The sequence below is a fragment of the Tsuneonella sp. HG094 genome, from assembly GCF_053819285.1.
In genome coordinates, this window is sequence record NZ_JBSORA010000001.1 from 1,673,504 (window position 1) to 1,696,721 (window position 23,218).

32 protein-coding genes are annotated in these 23,218 nt (G+C 65.8%); 14 read left to right on the top strand and 18 right to left on the bottom strand.

Annotation, left to right across the window (positions count from 1 at the left end):
* Positions 1-124: 124 nt before the first annotated feature.
* Positions 125-967, top strand: coding sequence for a glycoside hydrolase family 16 protein (locus ACWPMX_RS08380; protein WP_455699577.1), 843 nt, complete (start codon positions 125-127; stop codon positions 965-967).
* Here ACWPMX_RS08380 and hemF read toward each other — a convergent pair whose 3' ends face one another.
* Positions 968-1,825, bottom strand: a complete 858-nt coding sequence (hemF, locus tag ACWPMX_RS08385; RefSeq protein ID WP_455699578.1) for an oxygen-dependent coproporphyrinogen oxidase — start codon at positions 1,823-1,825, stop codon at positions 968-970.
* Between the two features lie 46 nt (positions 1,826-1,871).
* Here hemF and pdeM point away from each other — a divergent pair, with 46 nt between their 5' ends.
* Positions 1,872-2,564, top strand: coding sequence for a ligase-associated DNA damage response endonuclease PdeM (gene pdeM, locus ACWPMX_RS08390; protein ID WP_455699579.1), 693 nt, complete (start codon positions 1,872-1,874; stop codon positions 2,562-2,564).
* A 3-nt stretch (positions 2,565-2,567) separates the two neighbouring features.
* On the opposite strand, the gene ACWPMX_RS08395 is transcribed toward pdeM, so the two are convergent.
* Positions 2,568-3,212: a hypothetical protein gene (locus tag ACWPMX_RS08395; RefSeq protein WP_455699580.1), complete on the bottom strand. Its 645-nt coding sequence runs from the start codon at positions 3,210-3,212 to the stop codon at positions 2,568-2,570.
* Positions 3,213-3,541: 329 nt separating this feature from the next.
* Between ACWPMX_RS08395 and infC the strand changes: the two genes are divergently transcribed.
* Complete coding sequence (gene infC / locus ACWPMX_RS08400; RefSeq protein ID WP_455699581.1) at positions 3,542-4,063, top strand: translation initiation factor IF-3; 522 nt, start codon at positions 3,542-3,544, stop codon at positions 4,061-4,063.
* A gap of 74 nt (positions 4,064-4,137) precedes the next feature.
* Here the strand turns inward: infC and ACWPMX_RS08405 are convergent, their stop codons facing one another.
* Positions 4,138-4,764: a hypothetical protein gene (locus ACWPMX_RS08405; protein WP_455699582.1), complete on the bottom strand. Its 627-nt coding sequence runs from the start codon at positions 4,762-4,764 to the stop codon at positions 4,138-4,140.
* Positions 4,765-4,861: 97 nt separating this feature from the next.
* Here ACWPMX_RS08405 and ACWPMX_RS08410 point away from each other — a divergent pair, with 97 nt between their 5' ends.
* The 4 genes from ACWPMX_RS08410 (at position 4,862) to ACWPMX_RS08425 (ending at position 8,427) form a co-directional block, all read left to right on the top strand.
* Complete coding sequence (locus ACWPMX_RS08410; RefSeq protein ID WP_455699583.1) at positions 4,862-6,154, top strand: MFS transporter; 1,293 nt, start codon at positions 4,862-4,864, stop codon at positions 6,152-6,154.
* 163 nt (positions 6,155-6,317) lie between these two features.
* Positions 6,318-7,622: a cystathionine gamma-synthase family protein gene (locus ACWPMX_RS08415; RefSeq protein ID WP_455699584.1), complete on the top strand. Its 1,305-nt coding sequence runs from the start codon at positions 6,318-6,320 to the stop codon at positions 7,620-7,622.
* A gap of 219 nt (positions 7,623-7,841) precedes the next feature.
* On the top strand, positions 7,842-8,051 hold the full coding sequence (locus ACWPMX_RS08420) for a cold-shock protein (protein ID WP_455699585.1): 210 nt from the start codon (positions 7,842-7,844) through the stop codon (positions 8,049-8,051).
* 61 nt (positions 8,052-8,112) lie between these two features.
* Positions 8,113-8,427, top strand: coding sequence for a hypothetical protein (locus ACWPMX_RS08425; RefSeq protein ID WP_455699586.1), 315 nt, complete (start codon positions 8,113-8,115; stop codon positions 8,425-8,427).
* Between the two features lie 37 nt (positions 8,428-8,464).
* Here the strand turns inward: ACWPMX_RS08425 and ACWPMX_RS08430 are convergent, their stop codons facing one another.
* Both ACWPMX_RS08430 and ACWPMX_RS08435 read right to left on the bottom strand, forming a co-directional pair.
* Positions 8,465-8,995: a hypothetical protein gene (locus ACWPMX_RS08430; RefSeq protein WP_455699587.1), complete on the bottom strand. Its 531-nt coding sequence runs from the start codon at positions 8,993-8,995 to the stop codon at positions 8,465-8,467.
* A 68-nt stretch (positions 8,996-9,063) separates the two neighbouring features.
* Positions 9,064-9,597 (bottom strand): J domain-containing protein, encoded by a 534-nt coding sequence (locus ACWPMX_RS08435; protein WP_455699588.1) that lies wholly within the window; start codon positions 9,595-9,597, stop codon positions 9,064-9,066.
* 101 nt (positions 9,598-9,698) lie between these two features.
* On the opposite strand from ACWPMX_RS08435, the gene ACWPMX_RS08440 reads away from it, so the two are divergent.
* A complete protein-coding gene (locus ACWPMX_RS08440) occupies positions 9,699-9,881 on the top strand; it encodes a hypothetical protein (RefSeq protein ID WP_455699589.1) in 183 nt (60 codons plus the stop codon).
* Here the strand turns inward: ACWPMX_RS08440 and pal are convergent.
* From pal to hisB, 13 genes are all read right to left on the bottom strand, one after another.
* On the bottom strand, positions 9,878-10,393 hold the full coding sequence (gene pal / locus ACWPMX_RS08445; RefSeq protein WP_455699590.1) for a peptidoglycan-associated lipoprotein Pal: 516 nt from the start codon (positions 10,391-10,393) through the stop codon (positions 9,878-9,880). The two genes, ACWPMX_RS08440 and pal, sit on opposite strands and share 4 nt — an antisense overlap.
* Positions 10,394-10,450: 57 nt before the next feature.
* The gene (gene tolB, locus ACWPMX_RS08450) at positions 10,451-11,827 is read right to left on the bottom strand and encodes a Tol-Pal system beta propeller repeat protein TolB (protein WP_455699591.1); all 1,377 of its coding nucleotides are present in this window, start codon (positions 11,825-11,827) and stop codon (positions 10,451-10,453) included.
* Positions 11,827-12,633 carry an energy transducer TonB gene (locus ACWPMX_RS08455; RefSeq protein WP_455699592.1) on the bottom strand — a complete coding sequence of 269 codons (807 nt, stop codon included), beginning with the start codon at positions 12,631-12,633 and terminating at the stop codon, positions 11,827-11,829. Before ACWPMX_RS08455 ends, tolB begins: the two co-directional genes overlap by 1 nt.
* 10 nt (positions 12,634-12,643) lie before the next feature.
* A complete protein-coding gene (locus ACWPMX_RS08460) occupies positions 12,644-13,114 on the bottom strand; it encodes an ExbD/TolR family protein (RefSeq protein ID WP_455699593.1) in 471 nt (156 codons plus the stop codon).
* The gene (gene tolQ / locus ACWPMX_RS08465; RefSeq protein WP_455699594.1) at positions 13,114-13,827 is read right to left on the bottom strand and encodes a protein TolQ; all 714 of its coding nucleotides are present in this window, start codon (positions 13,825-13,827) and stop codon (positions 13,114-13,116) included. Before tolQ ends, ACWPMX_RS08460 begins: the two co-directional genes overlap by 1 nt.
* Positions 13,824-14,276 carry a YbgC/FadM family acyl-CoA thioesterase gene (locus ACWPMX_RS08470; protein ID WP_455699595.1) on the bottom strand — a complete coding sequence of 151 codons (453 nt, stop codon included), beginning with the start codon at positions 14,274-14,276 and terminating at the stop codon, positions 13,824-13,826. The genes tolQ and ACWPMX_RS08470 overlap by 4 nt, the downstream gene beginning before the upstream one ends.
* A gap of 53 nt (positions 14,277-14,329) precedes the next feature.
* Positions 14,330-14,704, bottom strand: coding sequence for a histidine triad nucleotide-binding protein (locus tag ACWPMX_RS08475; protein ID WP_455699596.1), 375 nt, complete (start codon positions 14,702-14,704; stop codon positions 14,330-14,332).
* The gene (locus ACWPMX_RS08480; protein WP_455699597.1) at positions 14,704-15,024 is read right to left on the bottom strand and encodes a phosphoribosyl-ATP diphosphatase; all 321 of its coding nucleotides are present in this window, start codon (positions 15,022-15,024) and stop codon (positions 14,704-14,706) included. Before ACWPMX_RS08480 ends, ACWPMX_RS08475 begins: the two co-directional genes overlap by 1 nt.
* A gap of 55 nt (positions 15,025-15,079) precedes the next feature.
* Positions 15,080-15,238, bottom strand: coding sequence for a PEP-CTERM sorting domain-containing protein (locus ACWPMX_RS08485; RefSeq protein ID WP_455699598.1), 159 nt, complete (start codon positions 15,236-15,238; stop codon positions 15,080-15,082).
* A 68-nt stretch (positions 15,239-15,306) separates the two neighbouring features.
* Entirely contained in the window at positions 15,307-16,065 is a 759-nt protein-coding gene (hisF, locus tag ACWPMX_RS08490) for an imidazole glycerol phosphate synthase subunit HisF (protein WP_455699599.1), read from the bottom strand.
* The gene (gene hisA / locus ACWPMX_RS08495; RefSeq protein WP_455699600.1) at positions 16,062-16,790 is read right to left on the bottom strand and encodes a 1-(5-phosphoribosyl)-5-[(5-phosphoribosylamino)methylideneamino]imidazole-4-carboxamide isomerase; all 729 of its coding nucleotides are present in this window, start codon (positions 16,788-16,790) and stop codon (positions 16,062-16,064) included. Before hisA ends, hisF begins: the two co-directional genes overlap by 4 nt.
* Positions 16,787-17,416, bottom strand: coding sequence for an imidazole glycerol phosphate synthase subunit HisH (gene hisH, locus ACWPMX_RS08500; RefSeq protein ID WP_455699601.1), 630 nt, complete (start codon positions 17,414-17,416; stop codon positions 16,787-16,789). The genes hisA and hisH overlap by 4 nt, the downstream gene beginning before the upstream one ends.
* A 3-nt stretch (positions 17,417-17,419) precedes the next feature.
* Positions 17,420-18,013 carry an imidazoleglycerol-phosphate dehydratase HisB gene (gene hisB / locus ACWPMX_RS08505; RefSeq protein WP_455699602.1) on the bottom strand — a complete coding sequence of 198 codons (594 nt, stop codon included), beginning with the start codon at positions 18,011-18,013 and terminating at the stop codon, positions 17,420-17,422.
* Positions 18,014-18,127: 114 nt separating this feature from the next.
* Here hisB and ACWPMX_RS08510 point away from each other — a divergent pair, with 114 nt between their 5' ends.
* From ACWPMX_RS08510 to ACWPMX_RS08535, 6 genes are all read left to right on the top strand, one after another.
* Positions 18,128-18,628 (top strand): SspB family protein, encoded by a 501-nt coding sequence (locus ACWPMX_RS08510; RefSeq protein WP_455699603.1) that lies wholly within the window; start codon positions 18,128-18,130, stop codon positions 18,626-18,628.
* Between the two features lie 34 nt (positions 18,629-18,662).
* Positions 18,663-19,106, top strand: a complete 444-nt coding sequence (locus ACWPMX_RS08515) for a hypothetical protein (RefSeq protein WP_455699604.1) — start codon at positions 18,663-18,665, stop codon at positions 19,104-19,106.
* A gap of 66 nt (positions 19,107-19,172) precedes the next feature.
* Positions 19,173-19,823: a guanylate kinase gene (gene gmk / locus ACWPMX_RS08520; RefSeq protein WP_455699605.1), complete on the top strand. Its 651-nt coding sequence runs from the start codon at positions 19,173-19,175 to the stop codon at positions 19,821-19,823.
* Between the two features lie 122 nt (positions 19,824-19,945).
* Complete coding sequence (locus ACWPMX_RS08525) at positions 19,946-20,341, top strand: hypothetical protein (RefSeq protein WP_455699606.1); 396 nt, start codon at positions 19,946-19,948, stop codon at positions 20,339-20,341.
* Positions 20,342-20,474: 133 nt separating this feature from the next.
* On the top strand, positions 20,475-20,939 hold the full coding sequence (locus ACWPMX_RS08530; protein ID WP_455699607.1) for a hypothetical protein: 465 nt from the start codon (positions 20,475-20,477) through the stop codon (positions 20,937-20,939).
* Positions 20,940-21,064: 125 nt separating this feature from the next.
* Positions 21,065-23,191 (top strand): prolyl oligopeptidase family serine peptidase, encoded by a 2,127-nt coding sequence (locus ACWPMX_RS08535; RefSeq protein ID WP_455699608.1) that lies wholly within the window; start codon positions 21,065-21,067, stop codon positions 23,189-23,191.
* Positions 23,192-23,218 lie beyond the last annotated feature (27 nt).

A 23,218-nucleotide genomic window follows, 5' to 3' on the forward strand; every position in this document is an offset into this window, starting at 1 on the left:
TGGCGATCCGGTACCCGGTCAACGAACGGACCGGGCGTCGGCTCCCGGTGGCGGAAAGCGGTCTTGGCAGCAAGGCTTGTGCGCGCTATGGGAACGTTCACAAGATAAGACGGAGAGGCCATTCATGAGATCGCTCGCCCTGATTGCCGCCGCCCTGCTTGCCGGATGCGCGACCGTGCCGGCAGATGCCGAAACCGCACCCACCGCCCGCACGCTGCTGTTTTCGGACGAATTCAACGGCACCGCGCTCGATCGAAGCAAGTGGCAGGTGATCGGCGCGGATTTCTGGGTCAACGACGAGCAGCAGGCCTATCTCGACCGGCCCGACACGATCGAGGTCAAGGGCGGCAACCTCGTCCTCACCCCCCGCTTCGCTCCCGGCGCCGACCCGCACCCCAAGCGCAAGGCCGACTTCGTTTCCGGCCGCATCGAGAGCAAGGGCAAGTTCGACTTCAAGTACGGCCGCGCCGAGGCGCGTCTCCGGATGCCCGATGCGGTCGGTGTCTGGCCCGCGTTCTGGCTGCTCGGTAACGGTCCCTGGCCGACCACCGGCGAGATCGACATCATGGAGTATGTCGGCGACAAGAGCTGGACCGGCGTCGCCATGCACGGTCCGAAGTATTCGGGCGAAACGCCCTTCGTCGACCGGTTCTATTTCCCGGCGGGCGAGGACGCGACCGATTGGCACGTCTACGCCGCCGAATGGACGCCGGACGGGGTCGAATTCTTCGTCGACGGGCGGCTGACCTACCGCGTCTCCAAACCGATGGTCGAGCATTATGGCAAGTGGGTGTTCGACAACCCCGAGCACGTGATCGTCAATTTCGCACTCGGCGGCGCCTATCCGTTGAAGGTCAACGGCGTGAAGACTCCATACCCCGGCCTGCCCGCCGAAACCGCCGAGCGGATCAAGCGCGGCGAACTGGCGATGGAGGTCGACTGGGTGCGGGTCTACGCACCAGAATGATCAGGACCAGACCGCCTCGGGCGGCAGACTCATCAGGATGGCGTCGATATTGCCACCGGTCTTGAGGCCGAACAGCGTCCCCCGGTCGTATACGAGGTTGAATTCGGCATAGCGCCCGCGCCACTGGAGCTGCTGCAGCTTGTCCTCGGGCGTGAAGTCCGCTGCCATCCGCCGCCGCACGAGCTTGGGGAACACGTCGAGGAACGCGCGGCCGACGTCCTGCGTGAACGCGAAATGCCGTTCCCACGCGGCATCGTCGGCGCATTCGAGGTGATCGTAGAAGATCCCGCCCACCCCGCGGTGCACCCCGCGATGGGGGATGAAGAAGTAGTCGTCCGCCCACTTGGCGAACTTGTCGTAGTAGGTCGGGTTGTGCCCTGCGCAGGCGGCGCGGAAGGCGGCGTGGAATTCAGCGGTGTCGTTTTCGTACGGGATCGGCGGATTGAGATCCGCTCCACCACCGAACCACGCCTTGCCGGTGGTCAGGAAGCGGGTGTTCATGTGGACCGCCGGGACGTGCGGGTTGGCCATGTGCGCGACCAGGCTGATGCCGGTCGCGGTAAAACCGGGATTGTCCTCGTCTGCCCCGTTGATGGTCGCCGCGAACCCCGGTGCGAAGTTGCCGTGGACCGTCGAGACGTTCACGCCGACCTTTTCGAAGACTTGACCCTTCATCACCCCGCGCACCCCGCCGCCGGGATTGTCGTTGTCGTCTTCCTCGCGGTTCCACGGCGTGTATTCGAACGCGGCGTCCGATCCGGCTTCGCGCTCGATGGATTCGAATTCGGTGCAAATCTGCGTGCGAAGGGTCTCGAACCAGTCCTTGGCGCGCGCCGTGTGGGGGGTCCAGTCGGTCATGCCGAGCCCCTTGCCAATCCGCGAGGGCTGCGGCAAGAGCGGGTCCATGGTTCCCGTTTCGTTCGCCGGAGAGGAGTTCGCCCTTACGCAGGGTCGCGCGCTCTACTGGCCGCGGGAACAGGCCCTGCTGGTAGCCGACCTGCATCTCGAAAAGGCCAGCTTCTTCGCTCGCCACGGCCAACTCCTGCCGCCCTACGACAGCCGCGAGACGCTGGAGCGGGTGGCGCTGGCAATCCGCGAGACCGGCGCGCGGCGGGTCTATACCCTTGGTGATAACTTCCACGATTCGGCGGGCACCGAACGACTCGAGCCCCACGCCGCCGGGATGCTCGCCGCGCTGACCCGCGCGACCGACTGGGTGTGGATTACCGGCAACCACGATGCGTCGATGGAAGCCGCCGCCGGCGGTACTCTTGCCGACGAACTCGAGATTGCTGGAATTGTCCTCCGCCACCGCGCCACCCGCGGCGAGACCCGGCCCGAGCTGTCGGGGCATTACCACCCCCGCCTTCACGTCACCGTCCGCCATCGCCGCATTCGCCGCCCCTGTGCGGTCATCGGGACCGACGGCGCGGGAACAGACCGGATGATCCTTCCCGCATTCGGTGCGTTGACCGGAGGGATGGATGCGGCCGATCCCGAAATCCTGAAGGCCCTCCAACCTGCCCGCCGGATCGACGCGCTGGTCAGCGCGGCAGGTCAGCTCGCGACTTTCCCGCTGTGGCGCGCCGCGGCCTGATCGCTACGCGGGGTTCGGCCAGAACAGCTCCAATCCGACGACGGTCGAAACGATCAGCGCCGATCCGACGAGCGTGATCGGGTGGACCCTTCGCAGCGTCCGCCAGTCGTGGACCCACAACGACGCGATCAGCCCGCCCCATGTGCACAGCAGAAACAGAAAGAATGCAAAGTCCGCTTCGGACGCACCCGGATCGGGATAATAGAGTAGCGCCACGGGCCCGAACAGGCGCGAGACGATCGGACTGAGCAATGCCAGCGTTCCCAGAAGCAGGTAGCGCTTGTGCCGCTCCGGCCTCGACCGGTTTTGCCAGGCGAGGAAGGTGAACACGGCGAACATCGGCAGCAGCAGGCGGTTCGCGACGACATCGCTCGACATCGCCGCTATGCCCTTGAAGCTGGCATAGAACACGAACGCGGTGGTTACGCACAGCCCAGCTGCCACAACGAAGGCCCAAGGACCGATCGCGCGGTGCCGCGCCGTGCGCCCGGACTGGACCAGCCAGGCCTGCACCGCCAGCAGAACCACCCAGCCCAACGCGAAGACCGAGTGGGCGATCATCTTGGGATCGCGATTGCTAGGCTGCCCCACGTCGATGAACAGATTGTCCGAAAAGGCGAGGATCGACATGACGAGAAGCAACGTCATGATGGCCGGGAAATATAGCGAGCGACGACTCCTGCTCGCACCGACCGATCTTGTCGTAGCCACGTGCTCTGTCCCCCTTGCTGAAGCCGCGTGGAATTATGCAGACAACCGAAATGCCCGCAAGTTGATGTGACAGCTCCCGGAAATGACGCAGGGGACAATATTTGGGGGTCGCCATCGCGCGGACCCGCTCGCCTGTGTCCAATTAGGCACAAACCACCGGGCCTCGCGTCGCGGCCCCTTCCGTCGGAGGCGAATCACCCCTAAGTAGCGCGCCACAATAACGGCAATTTTCAGGAGAACGCCCCATAGCCCGTCCACCCCGGCGCATGCTGGCCCCGCCCGTCAAGAGCGGCCCGCGCTTTGATAATCTGATCCAGTCCGAAAAAGTTCGCGTCATCGACGAGAATGGCGAGAACCTTGGCGTGATGTACACGCGCGAAGCGATCGAGCAGGCGAACGAGGTTGGCCTGAACCTTGTCGAGATATCTCCTAACGCCGATCCGCCGGTCGCCAAGTTCCTCGATGTCGGCAAACACCGGTACGAGGCGCAAAAGAAGGCAAACGCCGCTCGCAAGACGCAAAAGACGCAGGATATCAAAGAGATAAAGATGCGTCCGAACATCGACGATCACGACTATGACGTGAAGATGCGGAGCGTTTTCAAGTTCATCGGCGAAGGCGACAAGGTCAAGATGACCCTGCGCTTCCGCGGCCGCGAAATGGCGCACCAGGAACTTGGCATCGAACTGCTGCGCCGGGTTCAGGAGGACGTGACCGAGATCGCCAAGGTCGAGGCGTTTCCCCGTCTCGAAGGGCGCCAGATGGTCATGGTGCTCGCGCCGAAGTAGGCCGTCGCATTCGAAACGAAGGAGGGCGCTCTCTTTCGAGGGCGCCCTTCTTCGTTTCCCAGATCGGATTACGATCAGCTTATCCGGAAGTCGAGCAGAGTGAACCTGGCGGGCGCGGTCGAATAGACTCCGTGCCCCCGGCCGCCTTCGGCCCCGAAGGTCATGCTGACGCTCTCCGATTGCGCCATTGCCTCGGCGTATGCCTGCGGGTTGGCCGCAAGGGTCGTTCCCAACACCGCTCTCCATCGCGGATCGTCGAGGCGTACCGTGAACGTATGCACTCCCGGCGATAGCTGGCGGATGTCGGGAGAATACCACCGGTAGGTTTCGTAACGACCTTTCGCCGACCAGGTGTCGCCCGACCGCTGGAAGGCCAACCCGAACTTGCCCGGCAGCCCCGACTCCTGTGCGACGAAACGCGTGCCGGGCGCCGCGTCGATACGATAGCGGACGGTGATCTGACGCGCGCCCTCGATCGAACCGGTGGGCAGCGTCACGTAGTGAATGTGACCGCGGCCCTGCTCGGGAAACGCGAACCATGGACCTTGCGGGCCCGGGCGCAGCGTGCCCGAAATGCCGACCGAATAGTTCTTGCCGCGGATGACCGGGCCGATCTGCCATGCTTCGGCGGGAGGCGCGGCCGCGACAGCGATCGAGGCGGCGGCACCGGCGACCAGCGCAAGGGGGAGGAATGTCTTCATGACGATGGGTCTGCCCATGCGCCAATTGCAGGTCACTGAACCATCCAGTTGCCTGCGCTTAAGCTTGCGCTAAACAGTCGTGCAAGGGGAGCAATCGATGACCGCGACGCGACGACTGGATATTCCGCGCAAGCGCCTGGTCTCGATCGTCGGCGGCTCGCTCGGCAATCTTGTCGAGTGGTACGACTGGTTCGCTTACGCCAGTTTCGCGATCTACTTCGCGCCAGTCTTCTTCCCCGAGGCGGACCCGACCGCCCAACTCCTGAGTGCCGCCGCGATATTCGCTGTGGGCTTCATTGTCCGCCCCATCGGCGCGTGGGCGATGGGCCGCTATTCGGACGCACGCGGGCGCAAAGCAGGCCTGTCGCTGTCGGTCGCGCTGATGTTTTCGGGCTCGATCCTTCTCGCCATCGCGCCGACCTATGCCGTCGCGGGGCTGCTCGGCCCGGTGACCCTTGTCGTCGCGCGGATGTTGCAAGGACTGTCGCTCGGCGGCGAATACGGCGCGAGCGCCACATATCTTTCCGAAATGGCTCCCAAGGCACACCGCGGGTTCTGGGCGAGCTTCCAGTACATGACGCTTATCAGCGGCCAGCTCGCCGCCATCGCGGTCGCAGTGGTCATGCAGGCGTTGCTCACCGAAGAGCAATTGACCGCCTGGGGCTGGCGCGTTCCGTTCGCGATCGGGGCTTTGCTTGCGCTCGGGGTCTATCTCCTCCGCCGCAACCTTGCCGAGACCCCGACATTCGAGAATCAGGCGATCGACCGCCCTGCGTCAACCGCGCGGCTGCTGTGGCGCGACCATCGGCGCGAGAGCATTCTCGTCGCCATGCTGTCGGCGGGCGGCGGGCTCGGCATGTACACCTACACCAGCTACATGCAGAAATACCTCTTCAACACGGTCGGCTTCGACAAGGCCACCGCGACCTACGTGATCGCGTTCGCGCTGCTGTGCTTCACCGTGATGCAGCCGATCTCGGGCGCGCTCGCCGACCGTTTCGGGCGCAAGCCTCTGATGCTGATGTTCGGGATCGGCGGAGCTTTCGCCGCGGTGCCGGTTTTCCTGACGATGGAGCGTGTGACCTCGCCCGTCGCCGCAGCGCTGCTGCTCCTGTTCCCGCTGACGCTGCAGGCGGGCTACAGCGCCAACAACGCGCTGGTGAAGGCCGAACTGTTTCCCGCGCACATCCGCGGCTTGGGGGTGGCACTGCCCTACGCGATCGGCAACGCGCTGTTCGCGGGGACGGTGGAGATGGTTGCGCTGGCTTTGAAGGGCGCAGGTTATGAGCGATTGTTCTACGGCTACGTCGCGCTGGTCATCGCAATGGCCGGCGTCGCCACGATCCTGCTGCCTGAAACCCGCGAACGGAGCCTGATCGAGGACGACTAGAAACCGGTCACAGTTGAAATCAGTTCGTGCTCGCGCTAGGCGCGCGCCGACCCGGCGAGCCGGCGGAGATGCGCCCTGCGGAGGTTAGGACGCCAGCGCCCCGGCCTTTTCGTCCCATCTGCTCCCGCCTCCCTGGGAGCGTTTGGATCACGAGGCTGACCCCATGTCCGATACCAGCAGCAAATCTCCGGCTCGCAAGCCCAAGCCCACCCTCACCCGGATCGGCAACCGCGAGCTTTCGCCCGCCACGCTGATGATGGGCGCCGGTTACGATCCGCAGCTTTCCGAAGGCAGCCTCAAGCCGCCGATGTTCCTGACCAGCACGTTCGCGTTCGAGAGCGCGGCGGCGGGCAAGCACCATTTCGAGGGCATCACCGGCAAGCGTCCCGGCGGCGCCGAGGGCCTCGTCTATTCGCGCTTCAACGGCCCCAACCAGCAGATCCTGGAGGAACGCCTCGCCATCTGGGACGGCGCGGAGGAAGCACTGTGCTTTTCCAGCGGCATGACCGCGATCTGCGTTCTGATGCTGGCGCTGTGTAACGCGGGCGACGTGATCGTCCACTCTGGCCCGCTCTACGCGGCGAGCGAAGGTTTCGTCGCCAAGCACATGAGCCGTTTCGGGGTGACCTACGTCGATTTCCCCGCAGGTGCCGACCGTGCAGCGCTCGACGCTGTGCTGGCGCGCGCAAAGGCGCAGGCCGCCGAGAACGGCGGCAAAGTCGCGATGATCTATCTCGAAAGCCCCGCCAACCCGACCAATGCGCTGGTCGACGTCGAGGCGGTGCGCGACGCGCGTGACGCCGCACTTGGAGCCGAAGTGCCCATTGCCATCGACAACACGTTCCTTGGCCCGCTGTGGTCGAAGCCGATCGACCACGGCGCGGACCTGATCGTCTATTCGCTGACCAAGTATGTCGGCGGCCATTCGGACCTCGTCGCGGGCAGCGTGTCGGGCGCGACCAAGTGGCTCACTCCGGTGCGGATGCTGCGCAACACGATGGGCGGCATCGCCGATCCAAACACCGCGTGGATGCTCCTGCGCAGCCTCGAGACGGTCGAACTGCGGATGAGCCGCGCAGGCGAGAACGCGGTAAAGGTGTGCGAATACCTCAAGGCTCATCCCAAGGTCGAGGGTCTCGGTTATCTCGGTATGATCGAGGACGCGCGCCAGCAGGACATCTACGACCGGCATTGCACCGGTGCGGGATCGACTTTCTCGGTATTCATCAAGGGGGGAGAGGCAGAATGCTTCCGCTTCCTCGACGCGCTGACGATCGCCAAGCTCGCGGTGAGCCTCGGCGGCACCGAGACGCTCGCCAGCCACCCCGCCTCGATGACCCACCTTTCGGTCCCCGACGCGCGCAAGCAGGCGCTCGGCATCACCGACAACCTCGTGCGTATCAGCATCGGGATCGAAGATGCCGACGACCTGATCGCCGATTTCGCTCAGGCTCTCGACACCGTCTGAAGGTGGAATTTCCTGCGAGATTAGGTAATGTGCGGCGGGCGTGCTATAGCGCGCCCGCTGACGTCGAATTTTGCGACGGACTTCGGCTTTTGACGAACGCCTTTGCGGTAAAACGCGCGGCGCCAATTAGACGACGACTTCCTTTCAATTGAGACCCCTCGCACGACCTGCCCGGCGATCTTGCCGGGCGGCAATACCGTTTCTTGAAAGGAAACACGCATGGCCAAGACTGGCACCGTCAAGTTCTTCAACGCCGACAAGGGCTATGGCTTCATCCAGCCCGATGACGGCTCGGCCGACAGCTTCGTCCACATCTCCGCCGTCCAGGCGGCGGGCATGCAGTCGCTCGATAAGGATCAGCGCCTGAACTACGAAGTCGAATCCGGCCGCAACGGCAAGGAAAGCGCCGTCAACCTCTCGGCAGCCTGACGATCGGTACCGGGCATCGCACCAGCGATGCCCGGCTCACCACACATTCGTCGGAGCGACCATGACCCAGACTTTCGAATTCTATGATGCGCGCGCGAATGAATCGGCAGCCGAAGCGGCTGTCGCGGTACTCGACAACGTGCGCGAACGCGCCCTACGCTCCGAAAAGACCTGGCGCGCACTTGCCGAACAGGCGCGCCGCGTGCTGATCGACCGGGCGAAGTCGGAAGCGATCAAGGAAGCACGGCGGGCCGCTGGCGATCTACCCGGCGTTCCTTCGCGCAGGCCCGAGGATCCGGTTGAACGCACGGGCGCTGACGAGTTCAGGGACGCCATGGGACGATCCCTGCCGCCGATGCCTCGCGAGCGCGACTGAGGCGACCTTTGCTGCCGTAATTGACACGCAATCCTAGTTATCGCTGACCCATCTCGCACTCGAATTCCTCGACCGCTTCCACGCCGATCTCGGCATGGATTTTCAGCTTTGTCAGCGCGGTGGCTGCGGCGTGGGAAGAGCGGGCGATCTCTTCGCCCAGTTGTGCCGGGTCAAGGCCAGGCACGTGGTGGACCGTGTTGACGAAGGTGACCTTGCACGCTTCGTCACCGAGCGGCTCGAGCGTCCAGGCCTCGTGCGAACGGGTGCGCAGGCCGATCTGCGGGACGATGTCGGCCGAATAGGCATAGGCCTCGCCCGGCACCGCCTTTGTCACCGTGAACAGGAAATTGAAGTCTGGCGCGAGGTTGTACCACAGCCGGTAAGTCTGCGGATCGCTTTCGATCTCGCGGATGAGATTGCCGCGCGCGCGCAGTTGGTGTCGTTCGTCGGCAAAGTCGAGCAGCGGATAGACCTCGGTCACCGGGCGCCCGATCTCTATGTAGGCTTTCAGTTCGATCGGCTCGTCGGGGACGGGCTGCGCCCTTCCCCGCTTGAACAGTCCGAACATCGCATGCCTCCCGCAAACCCTTGAAGAGTCGGGAGATACCCGAGAACATTTGCCAAACGGTTAGTGGCTCAGCCCTTCCACTCGCGCCGTTCTTCGGCCTGGCGCAGGACTTCGTAGGCGACCTGGATCTTCTGGAATTCTGCAGCGGCTTCCTTGTCGCCGGGCGCGACGTCCGGGTGGACCTGCTTGACGCGCTCGCGGAACGCCTTCTTCACCGCGGCAGGATCGGCATCGGCTTCCAACCCGAGCGCTTCCAGCGCGCGCATCTCGTCGGCCGAGCGGCTGCCGTCGCCGCTGCCGCTCCAGCCGTAGTGCGAGGCTTGGGCGAACCCGTCGTTGTCGCGCTTCTCGTCGGCAGCGCGGGCGGCCGCCTCTTCCTTCGACAAGCCCTCGAAATAGTCCCAACGCGAGTTGTATTCCGCCGCGTGGCGCTGGCAGAACATCCAGCGCTCCTTGCCGTTCGGGCTCTTGGGCGCGGGGCAGTCGCCGGGTTCGTCGCAGCCGTGGCGATCGCACAGGCGCACCGTTACCGCCTCGCGCGCGGAGCCATAGCCCCGCCAGCGCGGGAAACCCCAGTCCGTCGATCGCCGAGCGCCTGCCATGTCGTTTACCTATGATCTTGAACGGCGCTTGGGAAGCGGAGGGGAAATATTTCGCGCTCGATGTTGCATTGCAACATGAAAGTTCCTAAATGCAACCCATCATGCCGAAACCGAGTCCGCAACTTTTCTTGTCCGGCGCCGCCAGCGTTCTCGCGATGGTGGCGCTCGCGCTCTCCGCCCCCACGCTGGGAGACAGCGCGGGCGACACGATTGCGCCCGTTCCGGCAGTCGCGGGGATCGAGATGCCCTCGCTCCCCGCCCTGCCCGCGATCTTTCCGCGCTAGTTGACGACGATCGAGACGGCGCGGCGATTCTGCGCCCAAGCCTGTTCGTCCGATCCCATCGCGATCGGTCGTTCCTTGCCGTAGCTCAGCACGCTGATGCGGTTCGCCGCGACGCCGATCCCGACGAGGTAGTTCTTCGCCGCATTCGCGCGTCGCTCGCCCAGCGCCAGGTTGTATTCGCGCGTGCCGCGTTCGTCGGCGTGGCCTTCAATGGTGATGTTCACCTGGCTGTACTGCGCAAGGTACTGCGCCTGCGTCTGCAAGGCGGCGGCATCGCTGCTGTCGATGTCGTAGCGATCGGTATCGAAATAGATCACGTTCTGGCCGTTCACGCCTTGCACGAAGTGTGCGTTGGTGCCCGGCTGTGCCGCCCCGCCGCCCAGATCATCGCCCGGCGTGCTGGTCTGCGTCGGCTGCGGTTCGGGCGGCAGCGAAGCGGGAGGCTCCTTCTTGCACCCGGCGAGGGCGACGCTGCCAGCGAGCAGCGCTGCGATCACAAGTTTGCGGTTCATGGAAGTCTCCTTGGTAGTCATCACGGTGCGACCCGGGCTCACGTAAATCGAATGATCCTAGGGCAGGATCGGTCCCCAGGCGGGGTCGGACCCGTCGACGGGGGTCGCCAACCGGCGCAGGTTCGCGCCGGTCAGGTCGACCTGGTAAAGGCCGGTGCGGCCCGATCCGCGCTCGGTGCGGAAGAACTGGATCACGCGGCCGTTGGGCGCCCAGGTCGGCGCCTCGTCCTGCCAGCCGTTGGTCAGCGTGCGGACCGAACCGCCGCTCGGCGACATGACAGAGATGTTGAAGCTCGAGGCGTTGGTGAACGCGATCTGGTCGCCGCGCGGGCTCCATTCGGGCGTCGCGCAGCGGGCGCCGCCGAAGCTGATGCGCCGCTGGTTCGAACCGTCGGCATTCATGACATAGCATTGCTGGCTGCCCGACCGGTCGCTCTCGAACACGATCTGGCGACCGTCGGGCGAGAACGAGCCGCCGATGTCGATCCCCGGCGTGTCGGTCAGGCGCGTGCTCGATCCGCCCTCGGCCGACACGCGGTAGATGTCGGTGTTGCCACCGACCGCCATCGAATAGAGCACCCAGCGCCCATCGGGCGACCAGCGCGGCGCGAAAGTAGGGTTGCGACTCTGCGTGATCAGCGTCTGGCGGCCGGTGCCGATATCGTAGCTGTAGATGCGCGGATTGCCGTCGACGTAGGAGAGGTACATCAACTTCCGGTAATCGGGCGAATAGCGCGGGGTCAGCGCGGTCGCGCGACCGTTGGTGATAAAGCGGTGGTTCGCCCCGTCCGAGTCCATGATCGCAAGGCGCTTGACGCGGTTACCCTTCGGCCCCGTCTCGGCGATATAGGCGATGCGGCTGTCGAAGAACGGGCTTTCGCCCGACAGGCGCGAATAGACGAGGTCGGCGCACTTGTGCGCGGCGCGGCGCCAGTCGACCGGCGGCACCACCCAACCTGCGCGCGCGAGTTCCTTCTGCAAGGACACGTCGTAGAGGTAACATCCGACCGTCAGCCGTCCGTCGGCGGCGGCGCGGACATAGCCCTGCACCAGCATCTCGGTCCCGCGACCGCTCCACGTCGACCAGCCCGGGGCGGTGATCTCGGGATAAGTCGGCGACGGGAGCGATCCGGGACCGATCGGCTTGAACAGGCCGTTGTTGCGAAGGTCGTTGAACACGACCTGCGCCAGTTCGCGACCGAGCGCGGCGGTGCCGCTGGTGTTGGCGGCGGTCGGCGCGTTGCGGTCGGTCGCGAAGGTGGGAATCGCGATGCCGAGATCCTCGAGGCTACCTTCGAAGCTGACGGAGCCCGACAGGCCTTCCTCCTCGGTGGTCTCGACGGGCGTATCGACAGGCGGCTTCTGGCCGAGGTCCTGCGCTGCCAGCGGCAGCGCGGCGGTCGAGATCAGCAGCAGGGCGGCGAATGTCTTCATCATTGTGAGAGCTTCCAATCGAAATCGACGGTCACGACCTTCCACGCCTCGTAATATTCCTCGGGCAGGTCGAACGGGGCGGCGAGTTGTACCGCGCGGATGGCCTGTTCGCCGTGGCGGCCGGCTTGGGGCTTGTTGGTGTCGGTGATCCCAGTCTGACGGACGATTTCGGGCCGACCGGCAAGGCTGCCGTCCGCATTGAGACGAAAACGAAGCTTGGTAACGAGTTGCTCGACCTCGGGCCCACTCGGCGGCTGCCACTTGGGGCGCACCTCGCGCGCGATCGCCTGGAACAGGTTCGCCTTTGCGCTCGCGCCGATCTGGCTGGCGGGCACGCGCGTCTCTCGCGTGGTCGTGCTGTCGCCCGCACCGGGGAGGAAATCGGAACCGATCCGGCTGCCGCCCGCGGGCTTCGGGGTCGAACGAGCACGCGTCGAGGGCGTGTCGGGGCGGCGGCGGGGTTCGGTCGAGGCCTGCGTCGGCCGGGTCAGCGGCCTGGGCTTGGGCGGAGTCACGGTGGCACGGGGAATCGGGCGCTGCTCCGGCAGGGGCTGGACGGTCGGCTGCGGCGGCGCGGGTTCGGGTGCGAGCGTGGGCGCGATGGCGGCGGCGCTTTCGGCCACCGGTTCGGGCGCGGTCGCCTCCAGCCCGACATCGGTCGCGAGGTTCACCGTCATCTTCTCGGCCGGCGACACCGCCACGCGCTTCGACGACTGCACGAGGAACGCGGCGGCGAGCGCGAGGTGGAGGACCACCGCGATCCCCAGGCCGATGCGCTCCTCGCGCCGAAGGTCAGCGAAAACCATTGTAATCGAGCTATGGGGCCGAAACTGAACCGTCGGTGACCGCCGCTGCGGGCGCGGAGCCGTTGGTGACCAGCGAGATCGAGTTGAACCCGCCGCGGTTGAGCTCGCCCATCACCGCCATTACCCGGCCATAGTCGAGCGCGCGATCGGCGCGCAGCGTGATGACCGGAGGCTCGCCGCCGTTGGGGCGCAGGCCTGCGAGCGCATCGGCGAGGCCCCCTTCGGCGACTTCGTCCTTGTCTATGAATATATAGCCCTCGCGGTCGATCGAGATCGTCACCTGCTTGGGATCCTGGTCGAGCGCATTGGCATTGCTGTCGGGCAATTCGATCGGCACGCCCGCAGTCAGCAGCGGGGCGGTGACCATGAAGATGATCAGCAGCACCAGCATTACGTCGACCAGCGGGGTGACGTTGATTTCCGCCATCGGCGCGCGTCCCTTGTGCCCGCGGCGTCCCGATCTTGCCATGCCCATCGCCATCAGAGCGTCTCGATCTGGCGGCTGAGGCTGGCGTGGAAGCGGTCGGCGAACCGCTGCAGCCGCGCCTCGACCGCGTCGACCGCATGGCTGAAGCGGTTGTAGGCGATGACCGCCGGGATCGCCGCGAACAGCCCGATCGCGGTCGCGAACAGCGCTTCCGAAATGCCCGGTGCTACGACCGCAAGCGAAGAGTTCTGCTGCTGGCCGATCTGGAAGAAGCTGTTCATGATACCCCACACGGTACCGAACAGGCCAACGAACGGCGCGACCGAACCGACCGTGGCGAGGAAATTCAAGCGGCCCGATAACTCGTCGGCTTCGCTCGAGACCTGGCTTTCCATCGACGCGGCGAGCCGCTGGCGCAGCCCGTCGCGGTCGATCACCCGGCCGCCCTTCACCGAGTGCTTCCATTCCCGCATCGCCGCTGCCGCCACGCGGGCGCTGGCGATGTCCTTCTTGCCGCGCTGGTTCATCAGCGTCTCGAAGTTCTCGGTCTCCCAGAACTCGCTTTCGTACTCGGCGTTGCGACGGCGCACCGCGGCAACGCGCATCATGAAGCCGACGATGATCATCCAGGTCCACACGCTGGCGAGCAGCAGGCCGATCATCACCGACTGGACCACGATGTCGGCATCGAGGAACAGCTTCACCGGGTTGAGCCGTCCCGGCATCTCGGGGGCGGCGGCAACGGCGAGGAGCATCAGGTCGGTCATTCGGTTCCCTTGGCAAATTGGTCGAACGCCGCGCGCCACGCGGCGGGCTGGCGGCGCGGTCGTCCGGCAGGGTCGATGAACCCCACGCGAACGGTCTGTTCGGCGATCAGGTCGCCGTCGCGGGTGGCGGTCTGCGCGATCCGTACGCTCGCCGCGCCCATTTCGATGCAGCGGCTCTCGATGATCACGGTGTCGTCGAGTTTCGCGGGACGGACGTAGCGGATGTGGAGGTCGGCAACGGCATAGGCGCCCTCGCCCGTTTCCACCGCCTCGCGCTGGTCGATTTGGAGCAGGCGGAGAAGGTCGCTGCGCGCGCGTTCGAACCAGCGCAGGTAGTTGGCGTGATAGACGATGCCCGACAGGTCGGTGTCTTCGTAGTAGGCGCGCACCGCAAACAGGTGGCGCGACCCGTCGATCAGGCCGCCCGGCAATGGTGGCTGCGCGCTCATGCGGGGGGCCTTAGCCGCGCGCGGAGTCGCGTGGCAACCCGCCGCGGGGCATTTCAGCCCACCATCCGCCCGAGCGACCGACCGCCGAAGATGTGCGCGTGGAGGTGCGGCACTTCCTGCCCACCGTGGACCCCGACGTTGTAGAGGACGCGGTATCCCGGTGCGACCAGCCCCGCCTCGCGCGCGACGTGGCCGATCGCGCGCGAAAACCCACCGATCTCGGCGTCGGACGCCTTGGCGGTGAAATCGTCCCAGCTCACGTAGGCGCCCTTGGGGATCACCAGGATATGGACCGGCGCCTGCGGGGCGATGTCGTGGAAGGCGAGCGCCCAGTCGTCTTCATGGACTTTATTCGACGGAAGTTCGCCGCGCAGGATGCGGGCGAAGATATTGGCGTCGTCGTAGGGCTGCGTGGGGTCGATCGCCATCATTCGCTCCGTGATGCTTTTTCATCGAGGCCCGACGTGCCCTCGCGCCGCTCGAGTTCGGCGAGCACCTCGGAGAATGGCACGCCCTTCGCGGCGAGCAGGACCAGCAGGTGGAACAGCAGGTCGGCAATCTCACCCACCAGTTCCTCGCGCGTGCCTGCGAGCGCGGCAGTGACCGTCTCGATCGCTTCTTCGCCGACCTTGCGGGCGATAACCGGCAGACCGCGCGTGCTGAGATGGGCGACGTAGCTTGCCGCCGCCTCACCCGAAGTGAGACGGCCGGCGATCGTCTGTTCGAGACGCGAGAGAGTATCCATCACCGAACCGCATGGCGAACCCGGGCCGGTCCGGTCAAGCGGTTGCTTGTGCGGGCCGCTAGTCGCGCTTCCTGCGCGAGGATTGCCGCCCGACGATCACACCCAGCACGCCGAGTGCGAACAATACTAGGCTGGACGGCTCGCTGACCGCCGTGCCGGCAGCCGCCGCCGGGCTGGCGAACAGCAATACGAAGAGCGGGAGCAGCAAACGCATCATGCTGAAACCCAAGGCGTTATTGGACGGATTGCCAATGGCGCTTTCGTGAACGTCCCGGTGCGGGACGGTCAGGCGCGCGCGGGCAATCCGGCGGCGCGCAGGGCGGCGTGCGCCTCGGCGATGGTGTGGGTGCCGAAGTGGAAGATGCTCGCCGCAAGCACCGCGCTCGCGTGGCCGAGCGTCACCCCTTCGATCAGGTGCTGGAGGTTGCCCACGCCGCCGCTCGCGACCACCGGGACAGAGACGGCGTCGGCGATCTCGCGGGTGAGCGCGAGGTCGTAGCCATTTTGCGTGCCGTCGCCGTCCATCGAGGTCACCAGCAACTCGCCCGCGCCCAGTTCGGCGAGGTGCGCGGCGTGCTCGACCGCGTCGATGTGCGCGGGCTTGCGGCCGCCGTGGGTGTAGATCTGCCAGCCCGCCCCGCTGCGACGCGCATCGATGCTGGCGACCACGCACTGGCTGCCGAACCGCGCGGCGATCTCCGCCACGATCTCGGGCCGCGCGACCGCCGCGGAGTTGACCGCGACCTTGTCCGCGCCGGCCAGCAGGAGCGCGCGCGCATCGTCGACCGAGCGCACGCCGCCGCCGACCGTCAGCGGCATGAAGCACACCTCCGCCGTGCGCCGCACCACGTCGAGCAGGGTTCCGCGTCCTTCGTGGCTGGCCGAGATGTCGAGGAAGCACAGCTCGTCCGCGCCCGCTTCGTCGTAGGCCCTGGCCTGCTCGACCGGATCGCCCGCGTCCTTGAGGTCGACGAAGTTGACGCCCTTCACCACGCGCCCGTCGCGCACGTCGAGACAGGGGATGACGCGGATGCGGACGGTCATGGCCTCGACGCCATCGCGATCGCCGCGGCGAGGTCCAGCCGACCTTCGTACAGCGCGCGGCCGGTGATCACGCCTTCGATCCCGTCGCGCGCGTGGAGCGAGAGGAGGTGAATGTCGTCGAGGCCCTTGACCCCGCCGCTTGCGATCACCGGAATGTCCACTCGGCGCGCGAGGTCGAGCGTGGCGTCGATGTTCACGCCCTTGAGCAGTCCGTCGCGCCCGATGTCGGTGAACAGCAGGCTGGCGACGCCCGCATCCTCGAACCGGCGGGCAAGATCGACAACGGGGACGTCGGACACGTCGGCCCAGCCCTCTGTCGCGACCATGCCGTCGCGCGCGTCGACCGCGACCACGATCCCGCCTGCGAATTCGCGCGCCATGTCCTTGACGAATTCGGGGTCCTTGAGCGCGGCCGAGCCCATCACGACCCGCGCCACACCGAGGTCGAACCAGCCCTCCACCGCCTCGCGGTCGCGGATGCCGCCGCCGAGCTGGACGTAACCGGGAAACGCAGCGACGATCGCTTCGACCGCCGCGCGGTTCTCCGCCCGGCCGGCGAACGAGCCGTCGAGGTCGACGACGTGGAGATGCTCGGCCCCCGCCTCGGCGAAAATCAATGCCTGTGCCGCCGGGTCGTCGCCATAGACGGTAGCGCGGTCCATATCGCCTTCGGCCAGCCGCACGACCTCGCCGCCCTTCAGGTCGATCGCGGGAAAGACGATCATGGCTTCCACTCCAGGAACCGCGCAAGGAGCCCGAGCCCGTAGGCCTGGCTCTTCTCCGGGTGGAACTGCACGCCGATCATGTTGTCACGCGCGACCGCCGCGACGAGGCCGCCGCCGTGGTCGGTCATCGCCGCCACATCGCGCCCCTCGGCAACCGCGAAGTGGTACGAATGCAGGAAATAGGCTTCGCCCACCTCGACCAGCGCCGCGCCGTCCTGGTGGGGCATCGGGCGCACGTCGTTCCAGCCCATGTGCGGCACCTTGATGGCCGGGTCACTGGGTTCGATCGCGCGCACCTCGCCGGGAATCCAGCCGAGCCCCTTGGTCACCCCGTGCTCCTTACCGCGCGTCGCGAGAAGTTGCATGCCGACGCAGATGCCGAGGAACGGCACACCCTGGTGGATCACCCGGTCCTCGAGCGCATCGACGAGGCCGGGAATCGCCTTGAGCCCGTTCGCACAGGCGCGAAAGCTCCCGACCCCCGGCAGCACGATCCGCCGCGCCCCGCGCACGATCGCCGGGTCCGAGGTGACGTGGACGTGGCCGGCCCCCGCCGCCTTCAGCGCATTGTGCACCGAATGGAGGTTGCCCGCGCCGTAATCGATGAGGGCAATTGCCTCGGCCATGGATTACCCGCCCAGTTGCCCTTTGGTGCTCGGCACCGCGCCGCCCTTGCGCGGATCGCGCTCGACCGCCTGCCGCATCGCGCGGGCGAAACCCTTGTAGAGCGATTCGCAGATGTGGTGGTTGTTGGTGCCGTACAGCAGTTCCATGTGCAGCGTGATGCCGCATGCCTGCGATACCGAGTGGAACCAGTGCTCGATCAGCTCGGTATCCCATTCGCCGAGGCGCGGCTGCGAGAAGCCAGCCCGCCAGACGAGATAGGGGCGGCCCGAAATGTCGAGCGCGACGCGGCTCAGCGTCTCGTCCATCGGCGAATAGGCCTGGCCGTAGCGCCCGATCCCGCCCTTGTCTCCGAGCGCCTGGTCGAGCGCCTGCCCCAGCGCGATCGCGCTGTCCTCGGTCGTGTGGTGCTGGTCGACATGGAGGTCGCCGTCGACCTTCATCGTCACGTCAATCAGCGAATGGCGGCTGAACTGTTCGACCATGTGGTCGAGGAAGCCGATGCCCGTTTCCACCGAATAGGCTCCCGTCCCGTCGAGGTTCACCTCGACGAGGATCGCGGTTTCGCTGGTCTTTCGTTCGATCCGGCCGGTGCGCATGGCGCGGGCCTATACGCGCGGGGGGCGGCCACGCAAGCAATCCACGCTTGGCAGCCCTGCGCCTTAGCTTTCCGGCTTGACCGCGCGGCTCGGCGGGGTCACTTGCAAGGCAAGATGACCGACCAGACACCCGACAGCCTGATACCCTATGACGAGATCGTGCAGGAGGCTCTGCGCGCCGTGGTGGGACGCGTGCTGGGAGAGGTCGAGGCAGGTGGAGGCACCCTGCCCGGCAACCATCACTTCTACATCACCTTTAAGACGAACGCGCCCGGCGTGAGCATCCCGCCGCACCTCAAGGAACGCTTCGCCGACGAGATGACGATCGTTCTCCAGAACAAGTTCTGGGACCTCGCGGTGGACGAGGAAGGCTTTAGCGTCAGCCTCACCTTCAACCAGGTGCCGGCCAAGCTCGACATCCCGTTCGGCGCAATCACCGCGTTCGTCGATCCGGCGGTCGATTTCGGGCTGCAGTTCCAGGCGACCGTCGCCGACATGGCGCCCGAGACTCACGACGAGGCCGAGAACGACGCTTCGGAACGCGCGTCCGATCGCGCCGTTGTCGAAGATGACGGCTCGAACGTTGTCACGGTCGATTTCGGCCGCAAGAAGTAACCGCGGGCCGACAGGCCGCACCCGGGGAGCGGTCATGGCGCGCAGGTCCACCAGAGTTTCCAAGAAGCAGCCGACCGGAGAGGCATCCGGCGGGATGACCGATGCCGGAGGCAAGGCGATCGCCGCCGCAACCGGCCAGAGCGACGATGTCGCCGGCCCCAGCACGAACCCGGCAACCAATCTTATCATCCAGGACATCGCCATGCGCGCTGGCGGACGACTGATGCGGCACACGCTGGAAAAGGGCCTGTTGCGAGGCCGTTACGGCGGCGCGGGTGCCAAGGCGATCGTCGAGAACCGCAGTCTGGTGCACACCTTCCTCAGCGGGATGTTGGCCCGATATGCCACCCGCTCGCTGCCCGGCGCCGTCCTCGTCGGCGGCGGCCTGATCGCCAAGACACTGTTCGACCGCAGCCAGAGCAAGCGCGCCGCGAAACGCAAGGGCGACAGGACTCTCGGCAAGATGGCGAAAAAGTAGGCGCGGAGCCTGGGCGAGGCACCTCTCGGGGTTGATTTCTTAAGCTGCCATGGCGCAAGGGCGCGCATGGCAGGAAGCGACACCCAATCCCAGGCACTCAAGCGGCGCGGACTGATGTTCGTGCTCTCCTCGCCCTCGGGCGCCGGCAAGACCACGATCAGCCGGATGCTGCTCGACGCGGACGAGACGATCAGCCTTTCGGTCAGCTGCACCACGCGCCCGCCCCGTCCCGGCGAAATCGATGGCGTCCACTACCACTTCGCCAGCGAGGCGGAGTTCGACCGCATGGTCGAGGAGGACGACTTCTACGAATGGGCCCATGTCTTCGGCCACCGCTACGGCACGCCCAAGGGGCACATCCGTGGCGGTCTGAAGGAAGGCCAGGACTTCCTGTTCGACATCGACTGGCAGGGCACCCAGCAGCTCTACCAGAAGGACCGGCAGGACGTGGTCAGCGTATTCATCCTGCCCCCCAGCCTAGACGAGCTGCGTCGCCGGCTCGAGGGCCGCGCGCAGGATGCCGCCGACGTGATCGCCAGCCGCATGGACCGCGCCCGCGCGGAAATCAGTCACTGGGCCGAATACGAATACGTCGTGATCAACGACGATGTCGACGAATGCTTCCGCAAGGTCCGCGAAATCCTCCACGCCGAGCGGATGGAGCGCACACGGCAGACCGGGCTGATCCCCTTCGTGCGGGGACTGATGGGGGGTTAAGTGGAGATTTGGGGTTGAGGCAAAAGGGCGGATAGCGACCCCGTCAATGTTTTCTCCGACCCCCGTAAAAACCGCTGCCGCCCCGAATTGTCGAACGACATTTAACCTGTCATTTGACCTGCATGAAATTGCGGCTCCTTACCCTAGCCTCAAGCTTCTTCGCCTTGCTCGGCGGGTGTTCCGATCGCGGAATCCAATCCGACGAAATGTCGGTTGAAAGTGAATATGGTGTCAGCAAACTCAGTGTTTACCTCCGCTTTTATAAGAAAGATCTAGGATCTGTAATACCAGACGGTGATGTTGCCTACCTCTACGTTTTCGAATGTGAAAATCCTGAGGACTTCAAGGCATTTGGCGAGCAGACCATTGAGGACACCGCAGAAAACATTGCGATAAATTATTCAATTCCTCTCAGCGACCCATTTTTATCCAAATTGAAAACGGTATGCGGCCAGTTCGGAACAACTGGGTACGCACTTTCTAGTAACAAGTCGTTCGTCTTTGAAATTCGTCATTAAGTGGCAGCACTGAGCATCAGCCGAACGCGAGCACGCCTCCTGGCGTGAGACTTGGTTTCCTCCACCCCATCATGCCCCGCCCCTAGACGAAAACACTTTCCTACACGCCTCCCGCCGTGGCCTACCCTCGCGGATGTCGAAACCGCCTGCGCACCGCGTCCGCCGCCGTCCCGGCTTCTTCCATTCGGTTCCGATCAAGCGCCGCAAGGACGGCTGGAGCGTGGGGAGGCAGTGCGCGCTCCTCGCCCATCTCTACTTCACCGGATCGGTCGCCGACGCCGCGCGGGCGGTGGGGATGAGCCGCGAAAGCGCCTATCGCCTGCGCCGCCGTGCCGAGGCCGAGAGCTTCGCCGCCGCGTGGGACCGCGTGCTCGCGGGGCCGGGATCGGGCCGCAGCCGGGGGCCGAGGCTCGATTATCGAAAGGTCACACTTTCGACGCTTGACCGGCGGGTATGTTGGGGCTTGGTGCGGCCCGTCGTCTATCGCGGCGCGATGACCGCGATCGCGCGGAAAGCCGACAATTCCGCGCTTCTGCGCCTCGTCCGGCGGGTCGATGCGATCCGTGCGCGGGTCACCGCCGGGGGGCTGGCGGAGTGAGCGCCCAAGTTTTCGAAAATATCCCACTCACCGTGACACCGATGGCCGACTCCGCTCGACGAGCGGCACTTTCGTTTCGCGTTCAAGCCGTTAGGGTGCGCGCACCATCCCCGGGGAGAACATCGTTGAAACTCGTTTCCGCAATCGCCATCGCAGTGGCGATGACCATGTCCGCTTCCGTTTCCGCACAGACTTCGACACCTGCCGCCGCTCCCGAAGCGGCGATCGACGACCCGTTCCAGTGGCTCGAGGAAACCCGCAGCGAGCAGTCGCTCGCGTGGGTTCGCGCCGAGAACGAGCGGGTCGACCAGACGCTCGCCCGCGACCCGCGCTTCGCGTCGCTGAAGGCTGAGGCGCTGACGATCCTCGATGCCAAGGACCGCATCCCCGGCGTCGATTTCGCCAGCTACGGCCTGACAAACTTCTGGCAGGACGCCGCCAATCCGCGCGGCCTGGTCCGCGTCACCACGCTCGACAGCTATCGCACCGCCAACCCGGTGTGGGAGACGATCCTCGACATCGACGCACTCGCCAAGGCCGAGGGGCGCGAATGGGTCTACAAGGGCATGACCTGCCTGCCGCCTGCGGGCACGAAGTGCATGGTCGCGCTGTCCGACGGCGGCAAGGACGCGACCGAGCTGCGCGAATTCGACATCGCCTCCCGCACCTTCGTGAAGGACGGCTTCTTCCTGCCCGAAAGCCAGGGCGGCGTGCAGTGGGTGGACGAGAACACCCTGCTCGTCAGCCGCGACTTCGGCGGCGGCACGATCACCGAGAGCCTGTACCCCTTCACCACCCGCGAATGGAAGCGCGGCACCGCCATCGCCGACGCGCCGGAAGTCTATCGTGGCGATGCGACGGACGTCTCGTCGGGCGCGAGCCTGCTGCGCGATGCCGCAGGCACGGTCCACGGCCGGATCGCCAGCAAGGGCGTGTCGTTCTTCGAGAACGAGCAATACGTCTGGCACAGCGGCAAGTGGCTGAAGCTCGACATGCCACTGAAGGCCAGCGTCGGTGGCATCGTCGACGGGCGCATCCTGTTCACGACCGACGTCGAGTGGAAGACCGGTGGCAAGACCTATCCAGCGGACTCGATCCTCTCGGCCGACCTTGCCGCGTTCAAGGCCGACCCCAACGGCGCGCCCAAGTCGCTCGTCTGGTCACCCGGCCCCAAACAGACCGCACAGGGCCGCGCGATCACCAAGGACGCACTGTTCGTCAGCTACCTCGACAACGTGCGCGGCCGCGTGATGCGCCTCGACTTTGCCGACGGCAAATGGCGTACCGCCCCGGTTGCCGCACTGCCGCAGAGCGCGACGCTCGGCATCGCGGCGGCATCGGACGAAACGGGCGAGGTCATGTTCTCCTCGACCGATTTCCTCACGCCGTCGCAGCTCTGGTATTCGGACGGCACCGCCGCGCCGACCGTCCTCAAGACCAGCCCTGAGCGGTTCGACGCCGCCGGATTGCAGATCCAGCAGTTCGAAGCGACCAGCAAGGACGGCACCAAGGTCCCCTATTTCGTGGTGGCCAAGAAGGGCGTGAAGCTCGACGGCAGCACGCCGACGTTGCTCTACGGCTACGGCGGTTTCCAGGTGCCGCAGCTCCCCGGATACTCGGGCACGATCGGCAAGCTCTGGCTCGAAAAGGGCGGCGCCTATGTGCTGGGCAACATGCGCGGCGGCGGCGAGTTCGGACCGGAGTGGCACCAGACCGCCATGGGTGCGAACAAGCAGCGCACATGGGACGATTTCATCGCCATCGGCGAAGACGTCGTAAAGCGCGGGCTGACTTCGCCCCGCCGCCTCGGCGTGATGGGCGGCAGCCAAGGCGGCCTGCTCGTCGGCACCGCGTTCACCCAGCGGCCCGACCTGTTCAACGCCGCGATCGTGCAGATCCCGCTGTTCGACATGCTGCGCCTGCCCTTCATCGGGCGCGGCGCATCGTGGGTCGGCGAGTACGGCGATCCCCGCAAGCCCGAGGAACGCAAGTGGATCGAGGGGTACTCTCCCTACCAGAAGCTGGTGAAGGGCGTGAACTTCCCCACACCGTTCTTCTGGGCGAGCACCGCCGACGACCGCACCCACCCGAGCCACGCCCGCAAGGCCGCCGCGCGGATGAGCGCCAACGGCCAGCCCTATTACTACTACGAGGACATGACCGGCGGCCACTCGGGCGGTGTCGACAACCAGCAGCGCGCCAAGCTGCAGGCGCTGCAGTACGTCTACCTGATGCAGCGGTTGATGGACTGAGGGGACGCGGCTGGGCGACGCGGTGCG